We start from the raw sequence: 15,383 nt of genomic DNA, 5'->3' as shown, positions 1-15,383 counted from the left end.
GGAGAGGTAAAGCACTCCGCCGGGGCGGCGGCAAGAGGATGCGCGCAGGGGGCGGAATTTTCGCAGGCCTCCCCGGGGCGGGGCGCTCACTCCTGCGCCAGCCGCGCGGCGCAGTCCTCGGCGATGCGCGCGAGGCGTTCGAAGACGGGGCCCTCGGTCGCGCCGGAGAGCCGGCGCAGGTCGCGTTCGATCGACAGGCGGCGCTGCGTGATGCTGCGTTCGGGGGCCTGCGTGCGGGTGGCAAAGAGGCGGGCGAGTCGCTCGGCCTCCTCCCCGGGCAGGGCAAAGGCGGGCGTGGCACCGTCGAAGCGGGTCAGCGCCCGGTAGAAGGCGGTGCATTTCGCGTTCGGGTCCGCGAGGATCGGCAGGGCCTGCACAGGGACCGGCAGGAGACCGGCCTGCAGGAGCATGAGACACGCGAGACGGCGGATCACAGCTGGGCCCGCCCGGTCGCCAGATCGGCCAGCAGCGCCACGTGAACGTCGAGCGCATCATGGACAGGATAGCCGGGGTCGCGCCCGTCGAAGGCGAGGTTCAGGTCGGTGCCTGCGAGGATCACCGCCTCGGCGCCCTGTTCCTCGACCATCGCGCGGCCCGCGTCGAAGAAGGCCTGCCGCTGTGTCTCGCTGCAGGTGCCGGCGACGGCGACGGACTGGTAGAGCGCGCCGAGCGCGTCCAGATCACCGGTGGGCGCCACCGCCTGAACCCGCGTCATCTGGCCGAAGAGACGGGTGCGCATCGTATTCGCGGTGCCGAGCAGGCCGACCTTCTTCAACCCCAGCCCGGCGAAGTGATCGTCCAGCGGCGCGATGGCGCTGACGAGGGGCAGGGAGGAGAGGGCGGCGGTCTCGGGATAGCAGAAATGCGCCCCGAGCGAGGTCAGCGTGGCGCAGTCGGCGCCCGCGGCCTGTAGACGGTCGATGAGGATGCGGAAGATCTCGGCCTGCGCCTCGGGGCGCCATGCGAGGTTGTTCTCGATCAGTTGGCGGACATCCGCGTGAACGAGGGTCATCTCGAGCGGCTGGCCGGTTTCGGCCACGCGCCGCGCGAGCTTGTCGTAGTAGACGAGGGAGGCCGCGACACCGATACCGCCAATCAGGCCGATATGCATGGCGCGGTCCTCCCCCTCCTGGATCAGCTTGCGATCGAGGCGGCGCTTTCCGGCAGTTCCTCGTCGAAGCAGCGCTGGAAGAACTCGGCCACGGTCTGGCGTTCAAGCTCGTCGCACTTGTTGAGGAAGGTCAGGCGGAAGGCATAGCCCACGTTGCGGAAGATCTCGGCGTTCTGGGCCCAGGTGATCACGGTCCGGGGCGACATCACGGTCGAGAGATCGCCGTTCATGAAGGCGGTCCGGGTCAGGCCGGCGAGCGTCACCATCTGCGCGACGGTCTTGCGGCCCTTCTCGTTGTTGTAATGCGGCGCCTTGGACAGGACGATGGCGGCCTCGGCGTCATGGCTGAGGTAGTTCAGCGTGGCGACGAGCGACCAGCGGTCCATCTGGGCCTGGTTGATCTGCTGGGTGCCGTGGTAGAGGCCGGTGGTATCGCCGAGGCCCACGGTGTTCGAGGTGGCGAACAGGCGGAAGTACTTGTTCGGCGTGATGACCTCGTTCTGGTCCAGAAGGGTCAGCTTGCCGTCGGTTTCCAGAACCCGCTGGATCACGAACATCACGTCCGCGCGGCCCGCATCGTATTCGTCGAAGACGATGGCAGTGGGGTTGCGCAGGGCCCAGGGCAGGATGCCCTCGTGGAATTCGGTAACCTGCACGCCATCCTTCAGCTTGATGGCATCCTTGCCGATCAGGTCGATCCGGGAGATGTGGCTGTCGAGGTTGACGCGGACGCAGGGCCAGTTCAGCCGTGCAGCCACCTGTTCGATATGGGTCGATTTGCCCGTACCGTGGTAGCCCTGCACCATGACGCGGCGGTTGTGCGAGAAACCGGCGAGGATGGCGAGGGTGGTATCGGGGTCAAACTTGTAGGTCGGGTCGATTTCGGGGACGCGGTCGGTGCGCTCTTCGAAGCCTTTCACGACCATGTCCGTATCGATGCCGAAAACTTCGCGGACCGAGATCTCTTCGGTCGGCTTTGCATTGATATCGATGGTTCCGTCGGCCATGGTGTGGCTGTCCTTCTGTTCGAAAATGGGGGCTTGGGGCCCGCGGGGCCCGTCCGCCTTGCAACATATCGAAGAGCTAGACAAGGGAAAGGGCAAAATGGACGTGCCCGATCCCGGGTCGGTGAAGGGCGCCGCCGAAACGGCGGGCAGGTGGGTCAGCCGGGGGAATGCATGGCAACGATGGAACGGGCAGGCACCGCGGCGCTGGAGGAGCTGGAAGATCTCCTCGCCCGCACGGCCATGGGAGATCGCGCGGCCTTCGGACGACTTTATCAGCTCACCTCTGCGAAACTTTTTGGCGTCTGCTTACGTATCTTGTCACGAGAGCAGGAAGCCGAGGACGCCTTGCAGGAAATCTACGTCAAGATCTGGTGCAACGCGGACAGGTACAGGGTGGTCGGATACAGCCCGATGACATGGCTGATCACGATCGCGCGCAACCACGCCATCGACCGGTTGCGCAAGAGGCGGGCCGCGGGCACGTCCCTCGATCAGGCGGAGGACGTGCCCGACGGGACACCAAACCCGGAGGCCTCGGCCATCGCCTCCTCGGACCGGGCGCAGCTTCTGCGCTGTTTCGGCGAGCTTGAACGGGATCGCTCCGACGCGGTGCAGCGTGCCTATCTTCTGGGCGAAACCTATGCCGAACTGGCCAAGCGCTTCGACGTGCCGGTCAACACGATGCGGACGTGGCTCCGGCGGAGCCTGATCAAACTGCGGGAGTGCCTCACGCGATGAGCAGCGCGGCGGACAAGACCAGGGACGAGGACCACATCCTCGCGGCGGAATACGTGCTGGGCCTGCTGGCGCCTGCGCAGGTGGCCGCGGTGGAGAGCAGCCTTGCCACCAATGCCACGCTGCGCGCCGAGGTCGCCGATTGGTCCGACCGCTTCGGGCGGCTGACGGACGACATGCCCGAGGTCACCCCGCCGGCCCGCGTCTGGCATGCCATCACCGGGCGGATCTTCCCCGATGACACCGTGCCCTTCTGGCGCCGTCTCGGCCTGCCGCAGATCGCGGTGGGGGCGGCGCTTGCGGCCGTGGTCCTCTGGGGCGCGATCAGCTTTGACCTGCTGCGCCCGGCGATGCCGCTGCGCACCGACGTGGTGGCCGAGATCGGCCGCGTCGACACCCCGGTGCATTTCCGCGCCGAATACGACAGCGCGGCCAGCGAACTGCGTCTGGTGCGCCTGAACGGCGGGCCGCAGCCGGGACGCGCGCTGGAGGTCTGGCTGATCGCCGGGACGGCCGCGCCAGTCTCTGTCATGGTCTGGCCCGACGGGGCGGAGAGCGTGGAATTGCGCCTGCCGCCGGAACTGGCGAGGGTGCTGTCGGGGGCGACGCTGGCGATCTCGGACGAACCGGCGGGCGGCTCGCCCACCGGGGCGCCCACCGGCGCCGTGCTGGCAACCGGGGTGGCGGAAACCCTCTGACCGGGTTGCCTCGCCGCGGCACATTTCTGCCGAGCCGCGTTTTTTCTTGTCCGACACTGGCCTTGGGAGTATCACCGACCTAGTTGATGCTGCAGTGCCGCGAAACTCGTGTTCGCGCGCCGAGGCAACTGGAATAAAGACTCACTATGTTCATGTTCACCAATTCGAACAGACGCTACCTGACCGCGGGCCTCGTGCTCACCATGACGGTCGTTGCCATTGTCGGCAGCTGGCTTCAGGACGGTCAGGCGACCGCCGGGGGCACGCGGATCGGAACCGCCCCGCTTGCCACCGTGCACCAGAACTTTCAGCGCTGAAACCGGCGGTCCCGCGGGCCGTTGTGCAGGCGCTGACGGCGCCGTGATCGCCCATGGCCCTGTCCCGCGCGCCCCGGACTTGATCAGCCCGCCCATCCGGCGCATAGGAGTCACATGATGCGTTTCGAATACAAGGTGGTGCCGGCTCCGTCGCGCGGCCAGAAGGCGAAAGGGGTCAAGACCCCCGAGAGCCGTTTCGCCCATGCGCTTGAGCAGGTCATGAACGACATGGCCGCCGAGGGCTGGGAATACCTGCGGGCCGAGACCCTGCCGAGCGAGGAACGCTCGGGCCTGACCTCGACCACGACAACCTACCGCCATGTGCTGGTCTTCCGCCGCCCGCGGCCCTCGGACCCGGCGCCGTTCCAGCCGGAACTGCTGGAGGCCGGGGCGCCCAAGGCGATCCTCGTGCCGCCCGCGGCCCCGAGCACGGACCTGAGCGCGCCGGACACGCCTGCGAATGACGCGGGCGCGGCGGCCGAGCCGGAGACGCCCAAGGTGCCGGAGCAGGCCGGGGTCGACCGCCCCGAGATCGAGGCCGAAGACCCGGACGAGACCGGCGATGATACGCCCCCCGCCCCCGGCGGGTCGGGGCGGCTTGGCCCGGCCACCGGGGCAGGCGGCCCGTCGCCCGCGCTTGGTGGGGCCTCGCGCGGTGGGCCTGCGGCCAATGCTCAGGCCAGTCATCAGGGCGGTGCGAAGGAAAGTGCGCAGGACATCGAGAAGGACAATGGCGTCGAGGATACCCAGACCCTCGACACCGGGTTCTCGGAGATGCTGCGCCGGCGCGCCGCGCAGGTGATGGGACGCACCGACACCCCCAAGCCCGTCGAGGAGTAAGGGGGCCAGCGGCGCGATTCCATCGCGCCGCCGCACCGGGCTTCAGGTTTCCAGATGCAGGTTCAGCGCGTGGATGCGGCTGATCAGATCCTCGCCCAAGGCGCTGTGTACGGCCCTGTGGCGGGCGATGCGGGACTGGCCTTCAAAGGCCGGCGACCGCATGGTCACGATGAAGTGGCTCTCGCCGCCATCCTGATATCCGGCGTGTCCCCGGTGCCGTTCGCTGTCATCGACAACCTCCAGCATTTCCGGCGAAAACGCCTGTTCGAGTTTTTCGCGGATCTCTGCCGTCACGCTCAATTTTTCTCTCCAGCCTCTTCAATCTGCTGGCGATCAGTCTAAACTGCATCGCCTGACTCGGAAAGGTGATCGCATGGCCAAGAATGACCCCTTTGGGTTCGACATGTCCGTCTCGTCGGCAAAGAAGAAAAAGAACACGCGCGGTCGGCGCGGGATGTCCGGTGCCTCGGAGACCTCGACGCGCGTCTGCGAACATGAGGGGTGCGAGGAACCGGGTGTCTACCGGGCGCCCAAGGCCCCCGACGTGCTGGATGACTACTTCTGGTTCTGCAAGGAGCATATCCGCGAGTACAACCTGAAGTGGAACTTCTTCGACGGCACGACCGAAGCGGAGATGAACGCCCAGATGTCCAAGGACAAGGTCTGGGAACGCACCACCAAGCCGCTGGGTGATCCCGAGGCGCGGGCCTGGGCCCGGCTGGGGATCGAGGACCCGCACCAGGTGCTGGGGGACAACGCGACCCGCAACCCGGGCCGCAACGCGGGCGCGACCCAGGGTCGCCGCCTGCCGCCGACAGAGCGGCGCGCGCTGGAGATCCTCGAAGGCAAGGACCATTGGACCAAGGCCGAGGTCCGCAAGGCCTACAAGTCGCTAATTAAGGTGCTGCACCCTGACATGAACGGCGGCGACCGCTCTCAGGAAGAGCAACTGCAGGAGGTCATGTGGGCCTGGGACCAGATCAAGGACAGCCGCAACTTCAAGTGAGGCAGCCCCGGCCTGCGGGCCGGCCCTGCGTCGGCCCGGGCGCCGGCAGGACAATTGGGTAGGAAAAAGGGCAGAGGAGCGATCCTCTGCCCTTTTTCTCTGTCTCGGGTTTTCTCTTTCTCAGGCGGTCCGCCCGCAGGCAGGCCCGCCGGGCGCCTCCTGCCCATGTTGCGGCTCTGTAGCGCGCATGGAGGAGACCGGCGGGAAACGGCCCGTGCATCCAGACGACGCCGCCTTGGTCCCCGTCACTTCCGGATTTTCATCGGCGCGCCGACCCACTCGGGCACCGGCTCCGCCGCATGGGCCTTGGCCTCGGCGGCGAGCCGCGCGGCAATCTCCGCGGGGTAGGCGGCGACACGGGGGCCGGACTGGTCGATGTGCAGGCTGATGCCCTCGCCGGTGGCGCTGACCCAGCCATCCTCGTGGAGGATCTCCTGCGCGTAGTGCAGGCTCTTCGGGCCGAGGTCGAGGATGCGGAAGGTCACGCGCACCACCGCGTCCGGCGGCAGCTCCCGCAGGTACCTGATCCGGAACTCGGCAGAATAGGTGGTGTGGCCGCTGCTGCGGGCGTAGGCCTCGCCGATGCCCATCTGGGTGAAGTATTCCTCCACGCCGTCATCGAAGAGCCGACCGTAATAGGCCATGTTCAGGTGGCCGTTGTAGTCGATCCACTCCGGTTTGAGGGTCATCGGGCCAGAGGTGAAGGTATGCGCCATGAGGTCTCCTTTCGCGCCGGAGCCTAGCAGAGGGGCGGCACAGGGCAAGGGCAGGGCCGGGGGCGGGTGCGAGGCTCGAGTGACTGCGTGGTTGCAGGCGACCGGACCGGCCATCTTCCCTGCCACGGCCACAGCTATAGCCGCAGGAAGAGCCCACACAGCGGCCTACGCCGCCCTTCGCACGGCGGGCCCCCACAAACGCGAAAGGGCGGGGAAATCCCCGCCCTTTGCCTGTCTCATCCGTACCGGGCTCAGAGCCCCAGCTTGGCCGCCACGAGGTCGTTCACGGCCTTGGGGTTCGCCTTGCCGCCGGTGGCCTTCATGACCTGGCCCACGAACCAGCCCGCCAGTTTCGGGTTGGCCTTGGCCTTCTCGACCTGCGCCGGGTTGGCGGCGATCACCTCGTCCACGGCGGCCTCGATGGCGCCGGTGTCGGTGACCTGCTTCATGCCCTCGGTCTCCACGATCTCTTCCGGGTCGCGGTCCGAGGTATAGGCGATCTCGAAGACATCCTTGGCGATCTTGCCCGAGATGTCGCCCTTGGTGATCAGGCCCACGATCTGGCCGAGGCGCTCGGGGCCGATCGGGCTGTCGCCGATGTCCTTGTCGTCCTTCTTCAGGCGGCCGAAGAGTTCGTTGATCACCCAGTTGGCGGCCAGCTTGCCGTCACGCCCCTCGGCGACCTTCTCGAAGAAGGCGGCGTTCTCGGCCTCGGCGGTCAGCACGGAGGCGTCATATTCGCTCAGGCCGAAGTCCTTGACGAAACGGGCCTTCTTGGCGTCGGGCAGTTCGGGCAGGGAGGCGGCGATATCATCCACCCAGCCCTGTTCGATCTCCAGCGGCAGCAGGTCGGGATCGGGGAAGTAGCGGTAGTCATGCGCCTCTTCCTTCGACCGCATGGAGCGCGTCTCGCCCTTGTCCGGATCGTAGAGCCGGGTCTCCTGCACGATCTCGCCCCCGGATTCGAGGATCTGGATCTGGCGCCGCGCCTCGTAGTCGATGGCCTGCTGGATGAAGCGCATGGAGTTCATGTTCTTGATCTCGCATCGCGTGCCGAGGTGCGAGAAGTCCTGCGTCGCCTGGTACTTCTCATATTGGCCGGGACGGCAGACCGAGACGTTCACGTCCGCCCGCAGGTTGCCGTTCTGCATGTTGCCGTCGCAGGTGCCGAGGTAGCGCAGGATCTGGCGCAGCTTGGCGATATAGGCGGCGGCCTCCTCGGGGCCACGGATGTCGGGGCGGCTGACGATCTCCATCAGCGCCACGCCGGTGCGATTCAGGTCCACGAAGGACATGTTGGGATCCATGTCGTGGATCGACTTGCCCGCGTCCTGCTCCAGGTGGATGCGCTCGATCCGCACGAGCCGCGCGACGCCCGGGCCCATGTCCACGAGGATCTCGCCCTCGCCCACGATCGGGTGGTAGAGCTGCGAAATCTGGTAGCCCTGCGGCAGGTCGGGGTAGAAGTAGTTCTTGCGGTCGAAGGCCGAGCGCAGGTTGATCTCCGCCTTGAGGCCCAGACCGGTGCGCACCGCCTGTGCCACGCAGAACTCGTTGATCACGGGCAGCATGCCGGGCATGGCCGCGTCCACGAAGGCCACGTTGGAGTTGGGCTCGGCGCCGAATTTGGTCGAGGCGCCGGAGAAGAGCTTGGCGTTGGAGGCGACCTGCGCATGGACCTCCATCCCGATGACCAGTTCCCAGTCATCCTTGGCCCCGGCGATCACCTTGGGCTTGGGCGTCTCATAGGTCAGATCCAGCATGGGCGTCCTCTCGGGCTGAAAATTCGTCGGCTCGGGTTCTACGCCGCTCCCCGCCCCGGGGCAAGGGCTCCGGCCCATGGTCATCTCTTGTTCCCAAATATCCTCGGGGGACGGGCGCCCTGCGCCCGGGGGGCAGACAGCCCCCTCCGCGGACGCGGCCCGCACAGACGGCGAAGGTACGCAGCCCGCCGCCTCCCGCGGCCAAGAATTTTCGAAAATTCTTGGGAAAATTCTTCGAAGAATTTTCCGTGCCCACCGGTGAGGGGCGCGCTCCGGTCGAACCGCGCGCTGACCGGAAAATGTATATTTTCCGGACCGGACTTTTCGAAAAGTCCGGGGGGCTCTGCCCCCTTGGCCCCTTGGGGGCCAATTCCCCCGGAGTATTGGGGGAAAGATGAAGCGGGGTCAGGCCATCGGCTGCAGGTTCAGCCCGAGGGGCGAGAAGGTGATCCGCTGGCCGGCGGCGATCTCGCGGGCGAACTGGGCCGAGATGGCGCGGCGGGCGAGCAGGGTGCCTTGCGTGATCCGGGCCGAGCGCGAGGGCGTGGGCCGGGTGTCGCTCAGCGGCAGCGCGGCATCCGCCCAGACGATCGGGTGCAGCTCGCGCAGGTGATGGCGCAGGATCCAGCCGGCGGCGGCGTGGATCGCGGCGCGGTTGTCGCGGGCCGCGCGGGAAATGTCGCCGGGGGCGGCACCGGGTGCCATGGTCAGGGCCGCGAAGGCGGCAAAGCGGTTGGCGGTGTGCTGGTCCGGGCGCTGGTCGAGGATGTCGTGCAACCCCTCGATGAAGAGCGCCACGTCCACGTGGGCCGCGGCCTCGGGGTCGGTGGCCAGCGCCTCGGTCCAGACCGCGGCATAGCCGCCGTCTTCCCAGATGTCCGCGGTGCGCTTGGCGGTGTCGCGGGCCTGCCGGTCGAGGCGCTCGTAGCTGCCGAACCAGCGCGGCAGCAGCAGGGGGCCCATGGCGCGGGGATGCGCCGGGTTGTGCGGGTCGAGGTCGATGAGATCCTCGTAGGTGTCCATCAGCATGTCGGCGCTCTGCACGCCGGGCGCGGCCTCGGCGAGGGCGAGGTCGCAGGCGGCGGCGGCCAGTTCGGGGCTGTCGAGTTCGAGGCCGCAGTAGGGCTCCAGCAGGGCGGCGGCCCGGGCCACGTGGTGCTGGAATTCCGCGCTGTCGACCTCGCGGGCGTCCTGTGCACGCCCGCCCATGGGACGGCCGAGGTAGCCCCAGCCGATGTCCATGTGGGCCCGCGCCACCACGAGGGCCACACCCCAGCAGCCCGGATGTTCCGCCACGAGGTCCTCCAGCGCGTCGATCCCGCCGCGGCGCAGGGGCCGGCCGTTTGCAATGTCGGTCAGCGCCGATTGCACCGCGTCCTTGCGCGCACCGCGGGCCAGCAGCCCGGCGAGGCTGGTGCCCCCCGGCGTGGCCCGGCGCGAGGCATCGGCATTGCGGATCTGCACGTCGAGGTCGGCCCAGCAGTCCTGACGGGCGAGGAACTGGCCCTTTGCGGTGTATTCCGCGCGCAGGCGCTCTTCCTCGGTCTCGTCGCAGCTCGGCAGTTCCAGCTGTTCGCAGGTGTCGCCGGTCAGCGTTTCGCCCGCAACACGCGCCAGCGGTGGCAGAGCGATATCCGCGAGGGCCTCGGGCGCGACGGCGTCGCGACGGAAGGCCGAGGACAGGAAGGTGCTCAGGCGCGTGAACTTGTGCATCTTGTGGGGCTCCGGCTGTTGGGTGCCATATCTGTGATGCCGGTTTCGGGCCGAAACGTGACGACTTGTGGCCGATTGAGGGGATTTACCGGGGCCTTCGGGGCGGTTTCCGGCGCGGAAACAGCCCGGGGTTGATCGGGTGATTTGTCCACCGCGTTTCCGGTAAAGCATTGTCATATAACGAAAATGCCCCCGCTCGGATCGGCTCCGAACGGGGGCAATGGGGGCGGGGGTTAACGCGCGTTTTACGCTCAAGCGGCAAGAATGCGGCCAACCATCTCCGATGTGTCACGGGAAAGCCCGGGTTGGGCGGCAATCCGCTCAAGCTCGGCGCGGATCAGGTCCTGCCGATCGGCGTCGTAACGCTTCCACGTCTCGAAGGCGGAACACATCCGCGCGGTGGTCTGCGGGTTCAGCGGGTCGAGCTGGATCAGCCAGTCCGCCAGCAGCCGGTAGCCCGCGCCATCGTTGGCGTGGAAGCCCGCCGGGTTGCCCGCAAGCGCGCCGAGCGTGGCACGGAAGCGGTTCGGGTTCTTCATCGTGAAGTCGGGGTGCTGGGTCAGCGCCTCGGTCACCGCGGCGGCCTTGGCGGGGGCTGCATAGGCGATCTGGAGCGCGAACCACTTGTCGATCACCAGCCGGTCGGCCTGCCACTGGTCGTAGAAGGCCTGCACCTCTGACGTCCCCTTGCCTGCGATCAGCAGGCAGGTCAGCGCAGCGAGTTGCTGGGTCATGTTGTCGGCCCCGGCATATTGCTGCGCCGCAAGGGCGCCCCCGTCCCGGCGCGACAGCAGGGCGAGCGCACCATTGGCAAGCGCGCGGGCGGCGGAGGGCCCTGCGTCGGGCGAATAGGCCCCGGGCACCTGATGGTCGTGGTAGAGCCGGGTCAGCAGCGGCTCCAGCTCTGCCGCCATGGCCTCGAGGAGCCGTTCGCGCGCGGTGTGGATCGCCTCCGGGTCCGGCGTCACGCCCGCGTCGAAGAGGGTCTGGGCGAGGTCCTCCTCCGAGGGCAGGGCCAGCACGAGGGCGCGGAAAGCGGGGTCGAGGCTGTCGTCGGCGAGCGTCGCCTGCAGTGCGCCGAGGTAGGCGGCATCGGGCGCCGCGCCATCGGTGATCATGCGGATGAGCCCGTCCTTGGCCAGCATCCGGCCCGCTTCCCACTTGTTGAAGGGATCGGTGTCATGGGCCAGCAGGAAGGCGCGTTCGGCGTTCGTCGTCTCGCGTTCGAGGATCACCGGCGCGGAGAAGCCACGCAGGATCGAGGGCACGGGCTTCGCGGCAAGACCGGGGAAGGTGAAGCTCTGCTCGGCCTCGGTCATCTCCAGCAGCGTCGTCTCCTGCACCTCATCGCCGTTCGGGCCCAAGAGGCCTACGGCGATCGGCAGCACCTGCGGCAGCTTCTCGGGCTGGCCGGGCGTCGGCGGGGTCATCTGGCTGAAGTGGAGCGTATAGGTGCCGTCCTCCCAGGCCTCGCGCACCTTCAGGCGCGGGGTGCCCGCCTGCGAATACCAGCGTTTGAACTGGCTCAGGTCGCGGCCCGTGGTCTCCTCGAAGACCGTCAGCCAGTCTTCGATGGTGCAGGCCTGCCCGTCGTGACGGGTAAAGTAGAGGTCGAGCGCCTTGTCATAGGCCTCGTCACCGACAAGCTCCTTGAGCATGCCGATGACCTCGGCGCCCTTTTCGTAGACCGTGGCGGTGTAGAAGTTGTTGATCTCCTGGAAGCTCTCGGGGCGCACGTTATGGGCCAGCGGGCCGTTGTCCTCGCGGAACTGGCGTGCGCGCAGGGTGATCACGTCGGAGATCCGCTTCACCGGGGCAGAGCGCATGTCGGCGGTGAACTGGCTGTCGCGGTAGACGGTCAGCCCTTCCTTGAGGCAGAGCTGGAACCAGTCGCGGCAGGTGATCCGGTTGCCGGTCCAGTTGTGGAAATACTCATGCGCGATGATCGCCTCGATCCGTTCGAAGTTGCCATCGGTCGAGGTTTCCGGCGAGGCGAGGACACAGGAGGAGTTGAAGATGTTCAGCCCCTTGTTCTCCATCGCGCCCATGTTGAAATCGTCCACGGCGACGATGTTGAAGATGTCGAGGTCGTATTCCCGGCCATAGACCTCTTCGTCCCAGGTCATCGACTTCTTCAGCGCCTCCATGCCGAAGGCGCATTTGCTCTCGTCCCCGGGGCGGACCCAGATGTTCAACTCCACATCCTTGCCGGAGGCGGTGGTGAAGCGGTCGGGGTGGTTCACCAGGTCGCCGGCCACGAGGGCGAAGAGATAGGCGGGCTTGGGCCAGGGATCGTGCCATTCGGCAAAGCCTTCATCGCTGGCGCCGGGATTGCCGTTGGAGAGTTTCACCGGCTCCTCGCCCTCGATCCGCACGGTGAAGGTGGCCATCACGTCGGGACGGTCGGGATAATAGGTGATCTTGCGGAAGCCCTCGGCCTCGCACTGGGTGCAGTACATGCCGTTCGACATGTAGAGCCCTTCGAGCGCGAAGTTGCGCGCGGGCGCGATCTCGACCTCGGCCTCCCATGTGAAGGGGGCGTCGGGGACGGCGCAGGTGAGGCCCGTGTCGCTGACCTCCGGCGTGACCGGCTGGCCGTCGATGGCCGCCGAGATCAGGGTCAGCTGTTCGCCGTGCAGGAAGAAGGTCTTGTCCGTGGCCTCGGGGTTCGGGCGGAAGCGGACGCGCGAGAGGACGCGGGTCGCTTCGGGGGCGAGGCGGAAGGTCAGATGCACCTCGTCCACGAGGTAGGCGGGCGGGGCGTAATCCGAGAGGTAGATGGTGGGGCCTGCCATGTCTTTCATCTGTCTGCTCCGTCTCGGGGGAAGTCACGCGGGAATGCGTCTTTCCCAGATAGCTGTGCCACGGGGCGGGGAATTGCAAGGCCGGACCCCGGGCGGGCAAAAGTCTTGCAAAGACTTTTGGGAAGATTTTTCCCTTAAAAATCTTCGCCGCGGGCCGGGGCGTCGCGCTCTGACGGCGAGGGACGCACGGGCGGCGGCGATACCCGTTTTCTTCGAAGAAAACGGACCGGAATTTTCGAAAATTCCGGGCAGCGCGGCACCGGCTGCCCCAAGGCCATGCGGATCGGCAATTGCGGCGGAGCGGCACGGCGGTCTACCATGCGGCGGATTTGACCTGTGAGGAGGGATCATGGCGGAACGGGTGTCGGTGGCAGGCCTTCAGGTCGCGCGCGAGCTTTACGACTTCATCGGTGAGCGGGCGCTGCCCGGAACCGGGGTGGAGGCCGCGGCCTTCTGGGAGGGCTTTGCAGGCCTGCTTGCAGAGTTCACCGGCCAGAACCGGGCACTGCTGCAAAAGCGCGAGGCGCTGCAGCAGAAGATCGACGCCTATTATATGGCCCGCGCCGGTCAGGCGATGGACCCGGCGGCGGACGAGGCCTTCCTGCGCGAGATCGGCTACCTCGTGGAGGAGGGGCCCGATTTCACCATCGGCACCACCAACACCGATCCCGAGATCGCCCATATCCCCGGCCCGCAGCTCGTTGTGCCGATCACCAATGCGCGCTACGCGCTGAACGCGGCCAATGCGCGGTGGGGCTCTCTCTATGATGCGCTTTACGGGACCGACGCGCTTGGCGATCTGCCCCGTGGCGGCGGCTATGACCCCGAGCGCGGCGCCCGTGTCATCGCATGGGCCAAGGCGCATCTGGATCGCGCGGTGCCGCTGGCGCAGGGCAGCTGGGCGGATGTGACGGGGCTCGCGGTGCGCGACGGGCAGCTGGTGCTGGTGCGCAATGGCGACGAGACCGGGCTGGCCGATCCGGCGGCCTTCGTGGGCTACCTTGAAGGCGGACGTGTGCCCTTGCAGGTGCTGCTGCGCGCCAATGGCCTGCTGGTCGAGGTGCGGGTCGACAGCTCCACCGACGTGGGCCGTCAGGACCCGGCCGGCATCTCGGACGTGCGTCTGGAAAGCGCCGTCTCGGCCATCATGGATTGCGAGGACAGCGTGGCCTGCGTGGATGCGGCGGACAAGGTGCAGGCCTATGGCAACTGGCTGGGCCTGATGAAGGGCGACCTGACCGAGAGCGTGGAAAAGGCGGGCAGTACCTTCACCCGCAAGCTGGCGCCCGACATGCTCTTCACCCGTCCCGACGGCGAGGAACTGCGCGTGAAGGGCCGGGCCCTCATGCTGGTGCGCAACGTCGGCCACCTGATGACCAACCCCGCGGTGCTGGACGCCGACGGCGCGGAGGTCTTCGAAGGCCTGATGGATGCCATGGTCACCACGACGATCGCGATCCACGATCTTGCCAAGTCGGGCGGGGCGCGGAACTCGGTCGAGGGCTCGGTCTACGTGGTGAAGCCCAAGATGCACGGGCCCGAGGAAGTGGCCTTTGCCGATGCGGTCTTCACCAAGGTGGAGGGCCTGCTGGGCCTGCCCGCGAACACCGTGAAGCTGGGCATCATGGACGAGGAGCGCCGCACCTCGGTCAACCTCAAGGAATGCATCCGCGCCGCCAAGGACCGGGTCGCCTTCATCAACACTGGCTTCCTCGACCGGACGGGGGACGAGATCCACACCGGCATGGAGGCCGGGCCCTTCCTGCCCAAGGGCGAGATGAAGTCCACCGCATGGATCACCTCCTACGAGGATCGCAACGTCGACATCGGCCTGGCCTGCGGTCTGCGGGGCCGGGCGCAGATCGGCAAGGGCATGTGGGCCATGCCGGACCTGATGGCGCAGATGCTGGAGGCCAAGGTGGGCCACCCCAAGGCGGGGGCCAACTGCGCCTGGGTGCCGTCGCCCACCGCCGCCACGCTGCACGCGACGCATTATCATGTCATCGACGTGCTGGCCCGGCAGGAGGAGATCGCCCGTGGCGGCCCGCGCGGCACGCTGGAGGCGCTGCTGACCGTGCCTGTCATGCGCGGCCGCAACCTCAGCGAAGAGGAACTGACCCGCGAGATCGAGAACAACGCGCAGGGTATCCTCGGCTATGTGGTGCGCTGGATCGACCAGGGTGTCGGCTGTTCCAAGGTGCCCGACATTCACGACATCGGCCTGATGGAAGACCGGGCGACCTGCCGGATCTCGTCGCAGGCGCTGGCCAACTGGCTTCACCACGGCGTGGTGAGCGAGGAGCAGGTCATGGCCGCGATGCGCAAGATGGCCGCCGTGGTGGACCGGCAGAACGCGGGCGATCCGCTCTATGCGCCCATGGCGCCGGACTACGACGGCGTCGCCTTCCAGGCGGCCTGCGATCTGGTCTTCCGCGGGCGCATCCAGCCCTCGGGCTATACCGAGCCGGTGCTGCACCGGCGGCGGCTGCAGCGCAAGGGCTGAGCACCGGGTGACACAGGGAAGGGCGGGCCAGAGGGTCCGCCCTTTTCCATGGGGGCTTTGGCGAAGGGGAATGCCGAAGCGTGCCGTGTCGGGCCACGCGCGGGGTGTGGACCGCGCGGTGAGTATTTGGGGAAAGATGAAGCGGGGGCGCCGCCCGACCTTCCGGGGGC

14 protein-coding genes are annotated in these 15,383 nt (G+C 67.4%); 6 read left to right on the top strand and 8 right to left on the bottom strand.

Translation table 11 applies throughout. The features are described 5' to 3' along the window. Positions 1–86: 86 nt before the first annotated feature. The 3 genes from LCM32_RS12160 to cobS are packed head-to-tail and all read right to left on the bottom strand — an operon-like array spanning position 87 to position 2,118. Positions 87–410, bottom strand: coding sequence for a hypothetical protein (locus tag LCM32_RS12160; RefSeq protein ID WP_224821336.1), 324 nt, complete (start codon positions 408–410; stop codon positions 87–89). A gap of 20 nt (positions 411–430) precedes the next feature. Beyond that, positions 431–1,111 carry an aspartate/glutamate racemase family protein gene (locus LCM32_RS12155; protein WP_224821335.1) on the bottom strand — a complete coding sequence of 227 codons (681 nt, stop codon included), beginning with the start codon at positions 1,109–1,111 and terminating at the stop codon, positions 431–433. A 23-nt stretch (positions 1,112–1,134) separates the two neighbouring features. Next, positions 1,135–2,118, bottom strand: coding sequence for a cobaltochelatase subunit CobS (gene cobS / locus LCM32_RS12150; protein WP_222490400.1), 984 nt, complete (start codon positions 2,116–2,118; stop codon positions 1,135–1,137). 180 nt (positions 2,119–2,298) lie between these two features. Here cobS and LCM32_RS12145 point away from each other — a divergent pair, with 180 nt between their 5' ends. From LCM32_RS12145 to LCM32_RS22155, 4 genes are all read left to right on the top strand, one after another. Beyond that, positions 2,299–2,856, top strand: a complete 558-nt coding sequence (locus tag LCM32_RS12145) for a sigma-70 family RNA polymerase sigma factor (protein ID WP_224821396.1) — start codon at positions 2,299–2,301, stop codon at positions 2,854–2,856. After that, a complete protein-coding gene (locus tag LCM32_RS12140) occupies positions 2,853–3,551 on the top strand; it encodes an anti-sigma factor domain-containing protein (protein ID WP_224821334.1) in 699 nt (232 codons plus the stop codon). Before LCM32_RS12145 ends, LCM32_RS12140 begins: the two co-directional genes overlap by 4 nt. A 152-nt stretch (positions 3,552–3,703) precedes the next feature. Next, on the top strand, positions 3,704–3,868 hold the full coding sequence (locus tag LCM32_RS12135) for a hypothetical protein (RefSeq protein ID WP_224821333.1): 165 nt from the start codon (positions 3,704–3,706) through the stop codon (positions 3,866–3,868). Between the two features lie 114 nt (positions 3,869–3,982). After that, on the top strand, positions 3,983–4,708 hold the full coding sequence (locus LCM32_RS22155; RefSeq protein WP_412070680.1) for a DUF4177 domain-containing protein: 726 nt from the start codon (positions 3,983–3,985) through the stop codon (positions 4,706–4,708). A gap of 42 nt (positions 4,709–4,750) precedes the next feature. Here LCM32_RS22155 and LCM32_RS12125 read toward each other — a convergent pair whose 3' ends face one another. Beyond that, entirely contained in the window at positions 4,751–5,008 is a 258-nt protein-coding gene (locus tag LCM32_RS12125; protein WP_224821332.1) for a BolA family protein, read from the bottom strand. Positions 5,009–5,081: 73 nt separating this feature from the next. Here LCM32_RS12125 and LCM32_RS12120 point away from each other — a divergent pair, with 73 nt between their 5' ends. After that, positions 5,082–5,714, top strand: a complete 633-nt coding sequence (locus LCM32_RS12120) for a J domain-containing protein (protein ID WP_224821331.1) — start codon at positions 5,082–5,084, stop codon at positions 5,712–5,714. Positions 5,715–5,959: 245 nt separating this feature from the next. On the opposite strand, the gene LCM32_RS12115 is transcribed toward LCM32_RS12120, so the two are convergent. The 4 genes from LCM32_RS12115 to pepN form a co-directional block, all read right to left on the bottom strand. Continuing rightward, positions 5,960–6,430 (bottom strand): thioesterase family protein, encoded by a 471-nt coding sequence (locus LCM32_RS12115; protein ID WP_224821330.1) that lies wholly within the window; start codon positions 6,428–6,430, stop codon positions 5,960–5,962. Positions 6,431–6,681: 251 nt separating this feature from the next. Next, positions 6,682–8,193 (bottom strand): Asp-tRNA(Asn)/Glu-tRNA(Gln) amidotransferase subunit GatB, encoded by a 1,512-nt coding sequence (gene gatB / locus LCM32_RS12110; RefSeq protein WP_224821329.1) that lies wholly within the window; start codon positions 8,191–8,193, stop codon positions 6,682–6,684. A 405-nt stretch (positions 8,194–8,598) separates the two neighbouring features. Then, the gene (locus LCM32_RS12105) at positions 8,599–9,906 is read right to left on the bottom strand and encodes a hypothetical protein (protein WP_224821328.1); all 1,308 of its coding nucleotides are present in this window, start codon (positions 9,904–9,906) and stop codon (positions 8,599–8,601) included. A 251-nt stretch (positions 9,907–10,157) separates the two neighbouring features. Next, positions 10,158–12,710 (bottom strand): aminopeptidase N, encoded by a 2,553-nt coding sequence (pepN, locus tag LCM32_RS12100; protein WP_224821327.1) that lies wholly within the window; start codon positions 12,708–12,710, stop codon positions 10,158–10,160. A gap of 349 nt (positions 12,711–13,059) precedes the next feature. Between pepN and LCM32_RS12095 the strand changes: the two genes are divergently transcribed. Then, positions 13,060–15,213: a malate synthase G gene (locus LCM32_RS12095; protein WP_224821326.1), complete on the top strand. Its 2,154-nt coding sequence runs from the start codon at positions 13,060–13,062 to the stop codon at positions 15,211–15,213. Positions 15,214–15,383 lie beyond the last annotated feature (170 nt).

It is taken from the genome of Pseudooceanicola nanhaiensis (assembly GCF_020171315.1).
Taxonomy (GTDB): Bacteria; Pseudomonadota; Alphaproteobacteria; order Rhodobacterales; family Rhodobacteraceae; genus Pseudooceanicola; species Pseudooceanicola nanhaiensis_A.
Note: the sequence above shows the minus strand (reverse complement) of the source record. Positions and strands in the feature narration are given on the sequence as shown.